The following is a 15,024-nucleotide window of genomic DNA, read 5'->3' as shown; positions in this document are numbered from 1 at the left end:
GTGAACGATCACTCGACCGGCGGAGCCGCCGGAGTGCGCGCGCCGGCCTGACGATACCTGTTCAGCCATGCATACGGGTCGAGCGCCTCGCGGCTGTAGGCGTTGCCGTAATTGTCGCGCGGCACGATGGACCAGCTCAAGCGGCCCTTGCGTTGACGCAGTTCCGCATCTTCGCTCGCCAGCTTTTGACGGATCGCCGGGTCATTGCCGAAACGGGTCGCCTGCTGGACCAAAGCGGCATCGCCCGCCCCCACGCCGTCGCCAGCCTGAAGGCGTGCAGGATTGCCGCCAAGCGCCGCCACGGCGTCCGCCTGCGGCGTCTGATCCGTGCGATTTCCGCCGCCCGGCGTCGGTGTCGGCAGCGCCGCCATCGTCTCCGGGATCGTCAGGGGCTTGTTGGGTACAATGGCGAATTCATTGGGTTCACCGCTGTTGGACCGCAAATCATGCAAAGGCCGGACACCGTCCCGCGATTGCGAACAGCCTGCCAGCGCAACCGCGCCAAGGATCATACCGAATGTCAGATGCGCAATCCGCATCGTGCCCTCCACTTCCCGTGTCGCGATGCTTCTAACCCATTGTCCCGGCGACGTCACGGGGGGTTTTGCCCCCACATGCACCACACGGGGCTTTCTGCCGATCCAGATCAGGTGCCTTGCTTGGCCGACGGAAAAAGCACCAGACCAAAAGCACCGACAAAGATCGCGATATCCGCCACGTTGAAGGCGAACGGATTGATGAACCCGCAGCAGGACATATTCAGGAAATCCGCCACCGCACCATAAAGAACCCTGTCCACCACATTCCCAAGCGCACCGCCGATCAGCAGCCCGGCGCTGACCAAACCCGGCTTGCCCGGTGGCTCCCGGCGCATCCACACCACGACAAACAGAACGATGCCCAGCGCGACCGAGATCAAGATCCAGCGCGTCAGCGGCGCCTCTCCGGCCAGCAGGCCAAAGTTGATGCCGTAGTTCCAGGCCATGTGAAAGTTCAGCCAAGGCGGCAAGACCTCGATCCGCAGCATGGATTTGAGGTCCAGCAGATGCACGACCCAGATCTTTGTCACCTGGTCGAGGGCAAAGATGCCCAGCGCAACCCACCAGACCAGCTTGAGCGGCCGCGCTTGCGAAGTGTTCTGCCTGCCTGTCACCGCTGCCCCATTCATTGAAGTCTCGCCGTCCTATCCATTTGCGCCCCGCCTCGAAAGAGGAGAGCCATGTCACACTCGCCGGATCGGAAAAACTGCGCCTGTGTCGGCGGTCGCCCGCCTGCGCAGCCTGCCCGGCATGTCACAAAAGAATATGCGCCCCCGAAGGGACGCACAACCGCTGGCACCGCAAGGTCACCCGCGCATAGGTATAGACAGATCTAACCGTCGCGCGATCAGTGGCGGAAATGCCGCATCCCGGTAAAGACCATTGCGAGGCCCGCATCATCCGCGGCCTTGATCACCTCGTCGTCGCGCATAGAGCCGCCCGGCTGGATCACGCAGGTCGCGCCTGCCGCCGCTGCTTCGAGCAGACCGTCAGCGAAGGGAAAGAACGCATCCGATGCCACCGCAGAGCCGATGGTCAGCGGCTCCGGCAATTCCAGCGCCTGCGCCATGCGCTCGGCTTTCTTGGCGGCGATCAGGGCGCTGTCCACACGGCTCATCTGGCCTGCGCCCACACCCACGGTGGCTTTGTCCTTCACATAGACAATGGCGTTGGATTTCACGTGCTTGGCGACTTTCCATGCGAACAGGAGGTCTTCCATCTGCGCATCGGTCGGCGCGATCTTGGTCACCACTTTCAGATCGTCCAGCGTCAGGGCTCCGTTGTCACGGTCCTGCACAAGAATGCCGCCCGACACCTGCTTGTAGGCCAGACCGGCCTCAGCGGTGTTGGCCAGGCCCGGCGCCAGGATCAGGCGCAGGTTCTTTTTCTTGGCAAAGATCTTCTTGGCGTCGTTGTGGATCGCCGGAGCGATGACCACCTCGGTAAAGATCTCGGAAATCGCCTCAGCCGTGTCGCCGTCCAATTGGCCGTTCAGCGCCACGATCCCTCCAAAGGCAGAGGTGCGGTCGCAATCAAACGCCTTCTGATAGGCTTCTTTCAGGGTCGCGCCCTTGGCCACACCACAGGGGTTTGCGTGCTTGATGATCGCGCAGGCCGGGCCATCGGCAGGCAGGAATTCCGACACCAGTTCAAACGCGGCGTCGGTGTCGTTGAAGTTGTTGTAGGACAGCTCCTTACCCTGAAGCTGCTCGGCCACGGCCACACCGGGACGATTGCTGCCATCGGTGTAGAACGCGGCACGCTGGTGGCTGTTCTCGCCATAACGCAGGGTCTGCTTCAGCTCGCCCGCGATGACACGGCGGCGCGGCGTCGGCTCACCCACGGCGTCGGCCATCCAGGTGCTGACGGCAGCATCGTAGGCCCCGGTGCGGGCGTATGCGATCTGCGCCTGCCGCTGGCGGAAGCCGTAGGAGGTCTGCGCCTCCTCCCCGCCTTGCGCCTTGATCTCTTCGAGAAGCGAATCGTAATCCTGAACATCCACGATCGTGCAGACATGCGCGTGGTTCTTGGCCGCTGCGCGGATCATGGCCGGACCGCCGATGTCGATGTTCTCGATCATCTCGTCATACCCGGCACCACGCGCCAGCGCGTCCTCGAACGGGTACAGGTTCACCACCAGCAGATCGATCGGCACGATGCCATGCTCTGCCATGGACGCCACATGCATCCCGTTGTCGCGCAACGCCAAAAGGCCGCCGTGGACCTTGGGGTGCAACGTCTTCACACGGCCATCCATCATCTCGGGAAAGTCTGTCAGGTCCGACACGTCGCGCACCTCGATGCCGGCGTCGCGCATCGCCTTGGCAGAACCGCCGGTAGACAGGATCTCGATCTTCAGGTCTGCTAGCGCACGGGCCAGGTCAATCAGGCCGGTCTTGTCGGAAACGGAAATCAGCGCGCGGCGCACAGGGGCGAGGTCGGTCATAGAGGGCACTCCCAAGGGGCGTTATACGGTCAGGTCCGTCTCATCCTTCGCCAGATCGCGCACGGCAATTGCCGTATCCTGCGCTTTGGCCAGGGACCAGCGGACGCGCGTCGCATACTGCATTGCCTTGCCAGATAGAACCACCTGCTTTGCCGCACGGGGCCGCAGACGCCCCTTTTCGAGATAAACCGACGGCTCAAGCCGCATTTCCGCTTTGCCCTCAAAGCGAAACACCCAGATTTCGCCCGATTTCAGCGCCATCGAGGCCGCGGCCCCGCCCATATCCACCGCCACATCGACGTCTGGATGCAGGTGAAAGCGAATCTCGAACGGCAGTCCGGACAGCTTTACCGCGTCCATCGCCTTGTCGAAGCGTTTCTTTGCCGGCGGTTCCAGCGCCACGAGGTAATCTTCCCCCCGCAGGCTACGTCCATCCAGCGAGATCTCCAGGGACCGCGCATGTGTCAGCCCATGCTGCGCAACGTACCCATCATGCCCGCCCTCGAACCGGACGCTTTCGGACAGGTGAGATATGTAGGTGGGCACCTCTTTGGGCGCTTGTTCCAGCAACTCTCGCCGCGCCTGCCCGACCCATCGCGTCGGTGCAAGCCGCGCCGAGGAATAGCCCTGCAGGCACAGCGTCGAATGCGACAGGGTGGCGCGCCCCGCCCGCCGCCAGTCCTCACCAAAGACCTCGCCAGATCCGCAGGAGACGATCAACGGCCTGCGCCCGGAGGTCAGCTCGAACGCCAGGGTCGAGGCATGGGCGTTCGAGGAGGCAACACCGCTTGGCGGCGGGCTTGCGTCGATGACAACGCTTGTCCGTCCGGCCGACAGACGGGCAAAGCCCATGGCCAGCCCCTCGATCCGCCGTTTCTTGGACCCTGAGGCCGCCAGCGCCTGATCCAGTCGACCATCAAGGCCGCGCCCCCCGCCATGAAACCGCGCCAGCCCACCATCCGCATGTCGCAACGCGCGCAACGTGGGTGCAATGCGCACGATGGCGTCCGTATGGCCGGGATGCAGCCCCATGTCCGCCTCTTCCAGCGCCGATTGCGCCCATGTCAGAAGGGTGAAAACCTCGAGCAATTCCTCGGGGTTGCGCGTTGGAATGCCGCCCTGCTCATCCACCTGACGCTGACATTCCGCGCCCAACGCCATCCGTGCCGCTTCCACGTGGCTTTGCATCCCCTCCAGCGACAACCCGGCATAAAGCAACCCTGTCATCGCCTCGAAGCGTGGCAGACCCGGCGACGACGATGCCCCGCGCCGCGACAGAAACTGCGCCTGCGCCCCCAAAGCCTTGTAAAACGCCTCCGACCGTTCAGCCGGCTGTCCGCGCAAAACGAACAAGGCGTGGTGAATCCAACGGATCATCCGCCGCCCGACCAGCTCCGGCGTCCAGCCCGGCCCGCTGCCCCGTCCATAGCGCTCGATCCAGTCCCACAGCCACTCCTGCGCCAACCTGCGAGCCTTCAGATCGCCGACGGCGGCCAGATCATCGAGCCAACCAAAGCCATGGGTTTCTTCGGCAAAGGCCACGTCCGGCGGCGTTATCCCCCACAAAGACGCCCCCGGCGCCTCCACCAAATGACCAGCGAACATGAGGTTTCCGGCAATCATTTGTCGGCCACGGGCGAAAAAGCCAACGGTTCGGGGTTCAGGTTGCGATACGAAACCGTCCGCCGGACGGGCGTGCGCCGCCAGCCGCGCGTGTACACGGTTCATGACTCGCACGGGCGCGGTGCGCCAGTTCGATTGCGTTGTCATCTCTGCCTTGCCTCGTTGCCCGCAGCTGCTCCCGCAGGGGTCTGGCCCTTTGCGGGCGCGTTGCCCGGACCTTACAGCGTAATCGTGCCCAAGTCATCTTCGGAGTTGCCCAAGCCGCGGCAGGGTTTACCCCTTTGTCAGCAAAGCCATGTAAAAGCCGTCCATTCCGCCGCGCTCCGCCCAGAAATCAGGCCGCAGACGCAAACCGCCAGCGTCGGAGCGCCAGTGATCCTCGATCCAATCCTGCTCCAGCGGCAGCAGGCGCAGATCGGGATGCCGTTCCAGCGCCTCTTCGATCTGGCATTCGCCCTCGTCGGGGATCAGCGAACAGGTGGCAAACACCAGCTTGCCGCCGGGTTTCAATAGGCTCAGCGCATGGTCCAGCATCCACGCCTGCAGCCCCATCAGCTCAAAGATCTTCTCGCCCTCATGGGCATGTGGCAGATCCGGATGGCGCCGAATCGTTCCCGTGGCCGAACACGGCGCGTCGAGCAGGATGGCATCGTATTGCCCCTGGTGCTCCAGCGCGTCGCCGGCGACCAAATCCGCCTCCAGCCCGCAACGCTCAAGGTTCTCGCGCACGCGCTCCAGCCGCGCTTCGGAAATATCCAGCGCCGTGACCCGCGCGCCATTGGCCGCAAGTTGCAGGGTTTTACCCCCCGGCGCGGCGCACATGTCCAGAACCGACAGGCCATCGACGTCGCCCAACAGCCTGACCGGCAGGGCAGCGGCAGCATCCTGCACCCACCAGGCACCCTCGGCAAAGCCCGGCAGCGCACTGACCTGCCCCTGCTCCGCCAGACGAAACGACCCCGTGGGCAGCGTCTCGCCTACCAGCCCCTCAGGCAGATCGCCCTTTAGTGTCAGATCAACCGGCGCGCCCTGCAGGTGCGCGTGCTCCATGCCGGCAACAGCCTCCGCCCCCCAGGCTTCGACCAGTGGCTTGCGCAGCCATTTCGGCAAACGCGGCACGCGCAGCTTGGCCCATTCGGTCGGACCGTCGGCCGCGACCTTGCGCAAGACGGCGTTGACCAACCCCTTGGCCCCTTGGGTTTTCTTGCCCCGCGCCACGATCTCGACGCAGTCTGACACAACCCCGTGGGCGGCCCCCCCGGCACACAGTTCGACACAGCCGAGGCGCAGCACGTTCATTACGCGCAGGTCCGGCGACTTGCGCAAATGCCGCTTCAGGATCTTGTCGGCACGCTCAAGATTGCGCAGCACCTGCGCCGCCAATCGCCCGGCGGCGGCACGTTCTGCCGGCACCAACCGCTCCAGACGCTCGCCCTCGGACAGCGGCAATCCGCGTTCCAACACCTGGTCCAACAGGTCGACGGCGGCCAGTCTGGCGGGGCTCGGTGCGCTCATGATCTCTCCGGAAATGCGGCCCCGGCCTTGTCCGGAACCCTCCTGCGGGCCTATATCAACCTGACCAGACAGAGGAAAGCCTCATGACCGACGCCCAAAAGGACCTCCCCCCCGCCGCGCAACGCGCGCTGCAAGAGGCCGCCGAACGCCGCGCCAAAGCCGACGCAGAGGCCAAGGCCGCCCCCAAGGAATACGGCGGCCGCGATGGCCCGGAACCGGTCCGCTACGGCGATTGGGAAAAAAAGGGCCTCGCCATCGACTTCTGAGCCCCTTCGCCCGGCCTTTGGCTCGGAGCCACCGTCGCTTGAGACCAGACAGACGGCGCGATGGCGCGGAGGCAAGGCAAATCGCCGAGGCTCCGCCGCAGGTGGATACGGCTATTTTCCTTGTCGCCGGGACAGCGCGCTGTCAGGCGCAGATCAAGCGACGGTGGCCCCGCGCCTTTGGCTTGGTGAACCAGAGCGCAACTTGTAAGGGTCGGCGGGCGGGCGAATTGCCACAGGCAAGAGTCCCGCTCCGTCGACCCGCCCCTCAGTTCAAACCAAGCACGTCCAGCATGTCATAATGTCCGGGGTCCTGGTCCTGCCCCCACAAGGCCGCTTTCAGCGCACCACGTGCAAACAGCGCGCGATCCGACGCCATGTGTTTCAGCACGATCCGCTCGCCCGGCGTGGCAAACAACACTTCATGTTCTCCAACAATGTCGCCGCCGCGAATGGCGTGAAACCCGATGTCGCCTCGCTTGCGCGCGCCGGTGATGCCATCGCGGCCACGGTCCGACACATCGTCAAGCGCCACACCCCGGCCTTCGGCAGCAGCCTCACCCAGCATCAGGGCCGTGCCGGACGGCGCGTCGACCTTATGGTGATGGTGGCCTTCGATGATCTCGATATCCCAATCCGCGTCCAGGGCGGCAGAGACCTGTTTCACCAGTTTCGTCAGCAGGTTCACGCCCAGCGACATGTTTCCCGCCCGCACCACGACAGCGTGCCGCGCCGCCCGGTCTATGGCCGCGATATCGTCCTCGCTCAGGCCGGTGGTTCCGATCACATGCACGGCCCGCGCCTGCGCCGCCAGCTCAGCAAAGGCAACCGTCGCGGCCGGGGCGGTAAAGTCGATCACCGCCTGCGCGCGGGCAAAGGCCTCCAGCGGGTCATCCTCGACCACCACGCCCAGATCCGTGCCGCCCATGGCCGCGCCCACATCCCGGCCCACCCAATCGTGGCCGGGGCGTTCCAGCGCACCCACCAGCTTCAGCTTGTCCGAGGCTGTGATCTCGCGCACCAGCATTTGCCCCATGCGCCCTGACACGCCTGTCACCACCACGCCCGGCTGTTTCGTCATCACGTCTGCTCCCATCGCAATTCACGTTCCCCTTACATCGCTGCGGCACGCTTGGCAAAGCAGCAGCTTCGTTCTAGGTGTGGCCCATGGCAAAGAACAGAATCCAAGACGGCGCAGGTCCGTCGCAACGACAGCTCCGCGTGAGCGAGGTCATCCGGCGGCAACTTTCCGACGTCCTTTCGCGCGGCGATGTGCATGACCCGGAACTCAACCGCATGGTCATCACCGTGGGCGAAGTGCGCGTCTCCCCCGATCTCAAGGTCGCGACCGCCTATGTGGTGCCGCTGGGCGGCAACAAGGTGGAAGAGATGTTCGAACTTCTCGAACGCAATCAAAGCGAACTCCGTCGCGCCGTGGCCAAGGGTCTTACGATGAAATATTCGCCAGAGCTGCGCTTTCGCCTGGACGAAACCTTCGATCAGCTCGACGAAACACGCCGCCTGTTCTCGGACGAGACCGTGCGCCGCGACACGGAATGACCCGCCCGATGCTGCGACGCGGTCTCATCACATTGGCCCTGGCCCTTGCGGCCACGGCCATCGCGCCGCGGGCCCGCGCGGTGACTTGCGAAAACGTCACGCACGACGACAACCGCTATACCGTCTGCGAAGTTGATGCCTCCGCGGAGCACCTCGGCCTCTACCTGACGGACGACACAGGACGCCCGTTCGGGCATTTCACTTTCCTTCAGCAAGCGCTGGAAGAGCAGGACAAGACGCTGGTCTTTGCCATGAACGCAGGGATGTATCACAGCGACCGCTCACCCGTTGGCCACTACGTGCAGGACGGGACAGAAGAAATGCGCGTGATCTCATCGGCCGGACCGGGCAACTTCGGTCTGCTGCCAAATGGTGTCTTCTGCATCAGTGACAAAGGTGCCCGCGTTTACGAGACACGCGATTTTCTGGCGCAAAAGCCCGCATGTCGCGATGCAACGCAATCCGGACCGATGCTGGTGATCGACGGGCAATTGCACCCTCGCTTTCTGCCCGACAGCACATCCCGCTACGTGCGCAACGGCGTCGGCACATCAAAGGACGGCAAGCGTGCGGTTTTTGTCATCTCGCAAAACACCGTCACCTTCTACGACTTTGCCCTGTTTTTCCGCGACGCGCTCAAGCTGCCGGATGCCCTGTTTCTGGATGGCAATATCTCACGCCTTTACGCGCCCAGCCTCGGGCGCAACGATCTGGGCCGCCGCATGGGGCCAATCGTAGCGGTGACCGAGCCGCTCCGGTAATCGTTGCACCGCACCAGATGTCGTGGCAGGCTGAGACAAAGGTTTGCCATGATGCGTTTTTTGGTCTCGTTTCTTCGTCTGTTTGGGTTGCTCGTGCTTCTGGCGCTGCCTGCGACACTGGTCCCGCGCCACGCCGATGCGCAGGACAACAGCCACCTCTTTCGCGATTTCTCCGCCCGGTCCCTAAGCTGGCAGGACAAGCGGTTCCTTCAGGCCGCCCTCGCCTTCGAAGGTCACTACAACGGGCTGCTCGATGGCGATTGGGGCCGGATCAGCCAGCGCGCCATGCGCGCCTACAGCGCTCAGGAATTCGGCTCCGGGTCGCAGGACTGGCATATGGCGATGCTGGCCATGTCCCTCGTTCTGGCCATCGACGAAAACGGCTGGGAGCTGGAGTATTCAGAGCCCCTCGGCCTGTCGTTTTTCGTGCCGCAAAAGCGGGTGAAGGCCGATGAGACAACAGAGCTGTTCATCAATTTTCATCACGTCGGGACGTCGCTGGCCTACTCCATCGGTCGGTTGAGCTGGGACGAACTGAATGCGGTGCACAGCTACGCGTGGGGGCGGCACCAGATGGCCACGGAGCCCTATCAGTTGCGTCAACCGGGCCGATCCGTGACCTCGATCCAGCGCGCCGACGGGTCCGTTCTCTATGCGCGTTCCGATCTGATCGACGGCTTCTGGTCCACGATCCTGATTTCAGCCGACCGTCAGGATGCCGCTCTTCTCGCGGCGGTGACGGCCTCCATCACGCCGGGACGCGCGGACCCGCTTGCGGTCACACAAGGGGGTGCTCTGGATCGCGCCATCATGGGCGCGCTCGCCATCCTCAACGACCCGGAGCCGGAGCCAGCACCGCCCGCCCCCGCCCTTACCGCCAGGACCACACCGACACCGCGCAGCGGCGGGGCCAGCGGTTCAGGCTTTTATGTCTCCGACAAGGGCCACGTCCTGACCAACGCCCATGTGGTCGACACTTGCGACAGCATAACCGTGAACGGCGAGCGCGCCTTTCTGGTTGCTGCTGACGGCAAGCGCGATCTGGCGCTTTTGCTCTCCGCCAGCGTGCGGGCCAAGGCGGTGGCCATCTTCTCAGACGCGCCGGCGCGGCTGAACGCGGATGTCACCGTCCTGGGCTACCCCTTTGCCGATGTGCTCGGCGGGTTGAACGTCACGCGCGGTGCGGTCAGCAGCGTCACAGGGATCGGCGGCGACCCCGACTGGTTGCAGATCAGCGCGCCGGTGCAGCCCGGCAATTCCGGCGGCCCGCTTGTCGCGGCGGATGGATCGGTGGTCGGCGTCGTGACCGCTCGACTGAAGGATCGCCCCGGCGCAACAGCGCAAAACATCAACTTCGCCGTGCGCGGTGAGGTCGCGCGCCGCTTTCTGGCCGAACAGGGCGTCAGCCCGCAGGCCAACACCGACCGGACCCCGCTCGCACCGGAAATGCTGGCAGAGCAGTCAGCCGCCTTCACCACGTATATCGAGTGTCTGACACGTTGAACGCCCGCTTTGCAGCCGGAACTGCCGCCACCGCCCGGCCTGCCGTTCTCCAACCAAAGCTTGCACCCCGGCCCTGCCCAGCCTACCTCAGAGCAAACAGCAATGAGGCCCCACGATGTCCCAGTCCCCCGCAGACCTGACCCGCGCCCTGCTCGACGCCGCCCGCAAGGCCGGGGCCGATGCCGCCGACGCCGTGGCGTTGGACGGGACCTCCGTGTCCATCGACGTGCGCGCGGGCCAGCTGGAGCAGGCAGAGCGCGCAGAAGGCCGTGACCTTGGCCTGCGGGTGCTGGTGGGACAGCGGGTGGCCTCCGTCTCCACCTCCGACACGCGGCCGGAAACACTGGCCACGCTGGCCGAACGCGCCGTCGCAATGGCCCGTGAAGCGCCCGAAGACCCCTATGTTGGCCTCGCCGATCCGGACCAACTGGCGCGTGATTGGGACATCGCCGCGTTGGAACTGGCCGACCCGACCGCAGAACCCTCCGCCTCGGAACTCGAGGATGACGCCCGCACCGCCGAGACCGCCGCCCTTGCCGTCGAAGGTGTCGTGCAGGTTCAGTCGGCCTCCGCCTCCTATTCCGCCCAAAACGTGGCCATCGCCGCCACCAATGGATTTGAGGGCGCTTACAGCCGCACGTCGCGGTCCCGCTCCTGCGTTGCCTCCGCCGGCGAAGGCCTGAAGATGGAGCGCGACTACGACGGCGACGGGCGCACCTTTCAATCGGACCTGCGCGACGCCGCCGAAATCGGGCGCATCGCTGGCGAACGCGCGGTGGACCGGCTGAACCCGAGGCGGCCCAAAACCGGCGCCTATCCCGTCCTGTATGACGAGCGCATCGCCGCCTCCCTGATCGGCCATCTCAGCGCCGCCACCAACGGATCCTCCATCGCCCGCGGCTCCTCCTGGCTGCTCAACGCCATGGGCGAGGACGTCCTGCCCAAAGGCATGTCCCTGCGCGAAGATCCGCATCGCCCCCGCGCCGCCTCGTCGCGCCCCTTCGACGGCGAAGGCCTGCCCACGCGCAAACGTGTGCTGGTCCAGGACGGCGTTTTGCAGGGCTGGACGCTGGACCTTGCCAATGCGCGCAAACTGGGGATGGAAAGCACCGGCAACGCCGCACGCGGCACCTCCGGCGGGATCGGCCCGGCTTGCTGGAACCTTGAACTGACGCAAGGCACACAAAGCCGCGCCGACCTGATGGCCCAGATGGGCACCGGCCTGCTGGTCACCTCGATGATCGGCTCGACCATCAATCCCAACACCGGCGATTACTCCCGTGGCGCTGCGGGCTGGTGGATCGAAAATGGCAAGCCGGTCTACCCCGTGTCCGGTGTGACCATCGCGGGCAACCTGCGCGAAATGCTGAAAACGCTGATCCCTGCCAACGACGCGCGCCCATGGCTGTCGCGGGTGGTGCCGTCGCTGCTGGTCGAGGGGCTCACGCTTGCCGGAGACTGACCTCGAACTTCTGATCCGCGCCGCCCACGAAGCAGGCACCGTCGCGCGGAGCTTTCTCGGGCAGGACCTTGGCATCAAGCAGAAGGACGACGGCCAGGGCCCGGTGACCAAGGCCGACCTCGCCGTCAACGCCCAGCTGGAGCGCGTCTTGCGCGCCGCCCGCCCCGGCTACGGCTGGTTGTCAGAGGAAAGCCTGGACGATCCGCAGCGCCTCGCGACATCGCGCGCCTTCATCGTGGACCCGATAGATGGCACGCGCTCCTATATCGAGGGAGCGAAAACCTGGGCGCATTCTTTGGCCGTGGTCGAAAACGGCACGGCAACCGCCGCCGTGGTCTACCTTCCCATGCTCGACCGCCTGTACACGGCCGCCCGGGGCGCAGGCGCCCATATCAACGGAGCACCGCTGAGCGTGACACAACGCGCAGACGCCAACGGCGCAGAGGTGCTCGCCACCCGCCCCGCCATGGAATCGCGCTACTGGATCAAGGGCGCGCCAGAGGTCACGCGCCATCACAGGCCCTCGCTCGCGTATCGCCAGAGCCTCGTGGCCGAGGGACGGTTCGACGCGATGTTCACCTTCCGCCCGACGTGGGAATGGGACATTGCCGCCGGGTCGTTGCTGCTGTCAGAGGCCGGCGCTCATGTCAGCGACCGCCATGGCGCGCCGCTGGTGTTCAACGCAGCCCACCCGCAGGTCGATGGCATGGTCGCCGCCAACCCCACGCTGCACGCGGCGCTCTTGCATCGGCTGCGCTGACTCCTATTTTTCGTGCGCGGGCAAGGCTTTCTTGACCATTGCCGTGGCAGCCTGCGCCCCGCCACGCTTGACCCCCGGTTGCGTTTGCTTAGGCTCCGGTGCATTGCGAAACGGCCACTTCCTTCCCCTGCCAACAGGAGCATGGACATGCAACGCCTTCACCTCGTCTTTGGCGGCGAACTCGTCGATCCGACCAAGACCGTCTTTCGCGATGTAGACGACCTTCATATCGTCGGCATCTTTCCAAACTACGAAACAGCCTACAACGCCTGGAAAGCAGAGGCGCAGCGCACCGTGGACAATGCCCACATGCGCTATTTCATCGCCCACCTGCACCGTCTGCGCCAGGAAGAGACCGAGGCTTCTTCGACCGAAGAGCTGGGCTAACCCCCATGTCCAGCCGCGCGCTGTCCCTGCAGGCCTATCTGGCCACAACGCGCGGCACCGGCGCGTCCGACCTGCCGCCCCTGCCCCCACGCCCACCGGGCCAGCTTGTCTGGGCCTGGGCCTCCGGTGCGGAACGCGGGCGCGCGCTGTCCAGGCTCTGCGCCCGCCTGATGGCGCAGAACCCGGATATCTCCGTGATCCTGTCGGGCGACACTTCCGCTCATAGCGAGATGCCGCACGTTCCGGCTCCGACGGAACGGTTGAGCGATTGCGCCGCCTACGCCAAACACTTCAAGCCCGATCTTGTGCTCTGGGCCGGAGGGGCTTTGCGGCCCGCGCTGCTGTCGTCCTTCCGCCAGGAGAACGCACACCTGATGGCGCTGGACCTTGGCCCCGAAGGTCCGCTGGCCCCTGCCGCAGCGCGATGGCTGCCCGATCCGGCTCCCGCCACGCTGGCGCTGTTTCACAGCCTCTACACCACCGGAGAACCCGCCGCGCGCCGCATCCGACGCATGGGCGTCGATGCCGCCCGTGTGCACGCGACGGCCCCGCTGATGGACAGCGACATGCCCCTGCCCTGCCCCGCCGGCCTGCACGAGGACGTCTCCGGCCAGCTTTCCGGGCGTCCGGTCTGGCTGGCCGCCCGTCTGAGGGGTCTGGAGGCGCGGGACGTCCTCGCCGCCCACCGTCAGGCCGTGCGCCTGAACCACCGCCTCTTGCTGGTCATCGTACCGTCATCAGAGGACGAAGCGCAGCGCATCATCCGGGCCGCCGCCGCGTCGCAGATGCGGGTGTGTCACTGGGACATGGGCGAATCACTGGATGAAAACACCCAGGTGCTGCTGACAGAAGGACCAGAGGAGCTGGGCCTGTGGTATCGCGTCGCCCCGGTTGCCTTTCTGGGCGGCTCGCTGCTGACCGGCACAGGCGGCGAAGACCCCTACGAGGCCGCGACCCTTGGCACCGCGATCCTGTACGGACCAAACGTGGGCAAGCACCTCGACAGCTATACGCGGCTGGTGGACGCAGGCGCGGCCCGAATCGTGCGTGACGCCGATTCGCTGGCCGCCGCCGTGCTGCATATCGTGGCCCCCGATCAGGCGGCGCAAATGGCCCATGCCGGCTGGGATCTGATTTCATCCGGCGCGGAATTGGTGGATAGGGTCATCGCCGAAGTTCTCGACACGCTGGATACGAAAGACACCGCCTGATGCACGCCCCTCGCTTCTGGGCCACGCCGCCCGACGCCCCGGCCCTGCGCGCCCGCCTTCTGGCCCCGCTGGCCGCCGTGACCGCGCGCGCCACCGCCCGCCGTGTGGCGCAACCGCCCGACCATCGCGCAGGCATCCCGGTGATCTGCGTCGGCAACATCAACGCCGGGGGCACCGGCAAAACGCCCACGGCCATCGCGGTGGTCCAGCTGTTGCAAGCGCGCGGGCTGACGCCGCATGTGGTGTCACGCGGCTATGGCGGCACGCTGGACGGCCCGGTGCAGGTCGACCCACGCACCCACGCGGCGTCCCAAACCGGAGACGAGCCGCTTTTGCTGGCCGCCTTCACCCCCACCTGGGTCGCCAGGGACCGCGCCGCTGGCGCGCAGGCGGCAGAGGCCGCCGGGGCCGACGTGATCGTGCTCGACGATGGCCTGCAAAACCCGGTGCTGGCCAAGGATCTGACCATCGTGACGGTCGACGCACATGTGGGATTCGGCAATGGCCGCTGTCTGCCCGCCGGTCCGCTGCGGGAGCCCATTGCCGCAGGTCAAAGCCGCGCGGACCTGCTTTTGTCCATCGGCCCCCCGGCAGCCCAGACGCGGTTTGCCCAGACCTGGGGGGCGCAGATCACCCTCCCCCACCTCACCGGCGTGCTGAAACCCTTGCCCACGGGCATGGACTGGGAGGGACTGCCGGCGCTGGCCTTCGCGGGAATCGGTCATCCAGAGAAGTTCTTTGCCTCGCTCAAGGCCGAAGGCGTGGACCTGCGGGGCACGGTCGCCCTGGGCGATCATCAGCCTTTCACCACCGCGATCCTGCAACGTCTGGCGCAGGATGCCGCCAAACTGGGCGCGCAATTGGTCACAACCGAAAAAGACGCCGTGCGCCTGCCGCCAGAGATGCGCCGCGAGGTCCTGACCTTGCCCGTGCGTCTTGAAATCGACGATCCCGCGCCGCTGGCGGCCGCTCTGGACCGCGTGCTGGGCTGAGG

Annotated in this window: 15 protein-coding genes; 9 read left to right on the top strand and 6 right to left on the bottom strand. The window is 65.6% G+C overall.

The window, feature by feature from the left end; all coding sequences use genetic code 11:
* Positions 1–8: 8 nt before the first annotated feature.
* The 5 genes from J4E08_RS08540 to J4E08_RS08520 form a co-directional block, all read right to left on the bottom strand.
* Positions 9–539: a DUF3035 domain-containing protein gene (locus tag J4E08_RS08540; protein ID WP_349538109.1), complete on the bottom strand. Its 531-nt coding sequence runs from the start codon at positions 537–539 to the stop codon at positions 9–11.
* A 107-nt stretch (positions 540–646) separates the two neighbouring features.
* The gene (gene lspA / locus J4E08_RS08535) at positions 647–1,168 is read right to left on the bottom strand and encodes a signal peptidase II (RefSeq protein ID WP_349538108.1); all 522 of its coding nucleotides are present in this window, start codon (positions 1,166–1,168) and stop codon (positions 647–649) included.
* Positions 1,169–1,386: 218 nt separating this feature from the next.
* Positions 1,387–2,985 carry a bifunctional phosphoribosylaminoimidazolecarboxamide formyltransferase/IMP cyclohydrolase gene (gene purH / locus J4E08_RS08530; protein WP_349538107.1) on the bottom strand — a complete coding sequence of 533 codons (1,599 nt, stop codon included), beginning with the start codon at positions 2,983–2,985 and terminating at the stop codon, positions 1,387–1,389.
* A gap of 21 nt (positions 2,986–3,006) precedes the next feature.
* Positions 3,007–4,755, bottom strand: coding sequence for a heparinase II/III family protein (locus tag J4E08_RS08525; RefSeq protein WP_502949255.1), 1,749 nt, complete (start codon positions 4,753–4,755; stop codon positions 3,007–3,009).
* 126 nt (positions 4,756–4,881) lie between these two features.
* Positions 4,882–6,123, bottom strand: a complete 1,242-nt coding sequence (locus J4E08_RS08520) for an RsmB/NOP family class I SAM-dependent RNA methyltransferase (RefSeq protein ID WP_349538105.1) — start codon at positions 6,121–6,123, stop codon at positions 4,882–4,884.
* Between the two features lie 83 nt (positions 6,124–6,206).
* Between J4E08_RS08520 and J4E08_RS08515 the strand changes: the two genes are divergently transcribed.
* Positions 6,207–6,389, top strand: coding sequence for a DUF1674 domain-containing protein (locus J4E08_RS08515; RefSeq protein WP_183963693.1), 183 nt, complete (start codon positions 6,207–6,209; stop codon positions 6,387–6,389).
* A gap of 265 nt (positions 6,390–6,654) precedes the next feature.
* Here the strand turns inward: J4E08_RS08515 and dapB are convergent, their stop codons facing one another.
* Entirely contained in the window at positions 6,655–7,467 is an 813-nt protein-coding gene (dapB, locus tag J4E08_RS08510; protein ID WP_349538104.1) for a 4-hydroxy-tetrahydrodipicolinate reductase, read from the bottom strand.
* A gap of 86 nt (positions 7,468–7,553) precedes the next feature.
* Here dapB and rbfA point away from each other — a divergent pair, with 86 nt between their 5' ends.
* The 8 genes from rbfA to lpxK all read left to right on the top strand — a co-directional run bounded on the left by rbfA (position 7,554) and on the right by lpxK (position 15,022).
* Complete coding sequence (gene rbfA / locus J4E08_RS08505; RefSeq protein WP_183963697.1) at positions 7,554–7,946, top strand: 30S ribosome-binding factor RbfA; 393 nt, start codon at positions 7,554–7,556, stop codon at positions 7,944–7,946.
* Complete coding sequence (locus J4E08_RS08500; protein WP_502949254.1) at positions 7,943–8,707, top strand: phosphodiester glycosidase family protein; 765 nt, start codon at positions 7,943–7,945, stop codon at positions 8,705–8,707. The genes rbfA and J4E08_RS08500 overlap by 4 nt, the downstream gene beginning before the upstream one ends.
* A gap of 48 nt (positions 8,708–8,755) precedes the next feature.
* Complete coding sequence (locus J4E08_RS08495) at positions 8,756–10,210, top strand: S1C family serine protease (protein ID WP_349538103.1); 1,455 nt, start codon at positions 8,756–8,758, stop codon at positions 10,208–10,210.
* Between the two features lie 115 nt (positions 10,211–10,325).
* On the top strand, positions 10,326–11,672 hold the full coding sequence (locus tag J4E08_RS08490; protein WP_349538102.1) for a TldD/PmbA family protein: 1,347 nt from the start codon (positions 10,326–10,328) through the stop codon (positions 11,670–11,672).
* A complete protein-coding gene (locus J4E08_RS08485; protein ID WP_349538101.1) occupies positions 11,659–12,432 on the top strand; it encodes a 3'(2'),5'-bisphosphate nucleotidase CysQ in 774 nt (257 codons plus the stop codon). Before J4E08_RS08490 ends, J4E08_RS08485 begins: the two co-directional genes overlap by 14 nt.
* Positions 12,433–12,579: 147 nt before the next feature.
* Positions 12,580–12,819, top strand: a complete 240-nt coding sequence (locus tag J4E08_RS08480; RefSeq protein ID WP_425502954.1) for a DUF4170 domain-containing protein — start codon at positions 12,580–12,582, stop codon at positions 12,817–12,819.
* A 5-nt stretch (positions 12,820–12,824) separates the two neighbouring features.
* Positions 12,825–14,030 (top strand): 3-deoxy-D-manno-octulosonic acid transferase, encoded by a 1,206-nt coding sequence (locus J4E08_RS08475; RefSeq protein ID WP_246429264.1) that lies wholly within the window; start codon positions 12,825–12,827, stop codon positions 14,028–14,030.
* Positions 14,030–15,022 (top strand): tetraacyldisaccharide 4'-kinase, encoded by a 993-nt coding sequence (lpxK, locus tag J4E08_RS08470; RefSeq protein ID WP_349538100.1) that lies wholly within the window; start codon positions 14,030–14,032, stop codon positions 15,020–15,022. The genes J4E08_RS08475 and lpxK overlap by 1 nt, the downstream gene beginning before the upstream one ends.
* Positions 15,023–15,024: the final 2 nt, after the last annotated feature.

Source organism: Sagittula sp. NFXS13 (assembly GCF_040148795.1).
GTDB classification, from domain to species: Bacteria; Pseudomonadota; Alphaproteobacteria; order Rhodobacterales; family Rhodobacteraceae; genus Sagittula; species Sagittula marina.
This window is presented reverse-complemented; position numbering and strand designations above follow the sequence as displayed.

Coding starts and splice junctions, on each gene's coding strand:
- J4E08_RS08475 (WP_246429264.1), top strand. CDS start 12,825: ATGTCCAGCCGCGCGCTGTCCCTGCAGGCCTATCTGGCCACAACGCGC.
- J4E08_RS08490 (WP_349538102.1), top strand. CDS start 10,326: ATGTCCCAGTCCCCCGCAGACCTGACCCGCGCCCTGCTCGACGCCGCC.
- J4E08_RS08495 (WP_349538103.1), top strand. CDS start 8,756: ATGATGCGTTTTTTGGTCTCGTTTCTTCGTCTGTTTGGGTTGCTCGTG.
- J4E08_RS08500 (WP_502949254.1), top strand. CDS start 7,943: ATGACCCGCCCGATGCTGCGACGCGGTCTCATCACATTGGCCCTGGCC.
- lspA (WP_349538108.1), bottom strand. CDS start 1,168: ATGAATGGGGCAGCGGTGACAGGCAGGCAGAACACTTCGCAAGCGCGG.
- rbfA (WP_183963697.1), top strand. CDS start 7,554: ATGGCAAAGAACAGAATCCAAGACGGCGCAGGTCCGTCGCAACGACAG.
- J4E08_RS08540 (WP_349538109.1), bottom strand. CDS start 539: ATGCGGATTGCGCATCTGACATTCGGTATGATCCTTGGCGCGGTTGCG.
- lpxK (WP_349538100.1), top strand. CDS start 14,030: ATGCACGCCCCTCGCTTCTGGGCCACGCCGCCCGACGCCCCGGCCCTG.
- purH (WP_349538107.1), bottom strand. CDS start 2,985: ATGACCGACCTCGCCCCTGTGCGCCGCGCGCTGATTTCCGTTTCCGAC.
- dapB (WP_349538104.1), bottom strand. CDS start 7,467: ATGACGAAACAGCCGGGCGTGGTGGTGACAGGCGTGTCAGGGCGCATG.
- J4E08_RS08525 (WP_502949255.1), bottom strand. CDS start 4,755: ATGACAACGCAATCGAACTGGCGCACCGCGCCCGTGCGAGTCATGAAC.
- J4E08_RS08520 (WP_349538105.1), bottom strand. CDS start 6,123: ATGAGCGCACCGAGCCCCGCCAGACTGGCCGCCGTCGACCTGTTGGAC.
- J4E08_RS08515 (WP_183963693.1), top strand. CDS start 6,207: ATGACCGACGCCCAAAAGGACCTCCCCCCCGCCGCGCAACGCGCGCTG.
- J4E08_RS08480 (WP_425502954.1), top strand. CDS start 12,580: ATGCAACGCCTTCACCTCGTCTTTGGCGGCGAACTCGTCGATCCGACC.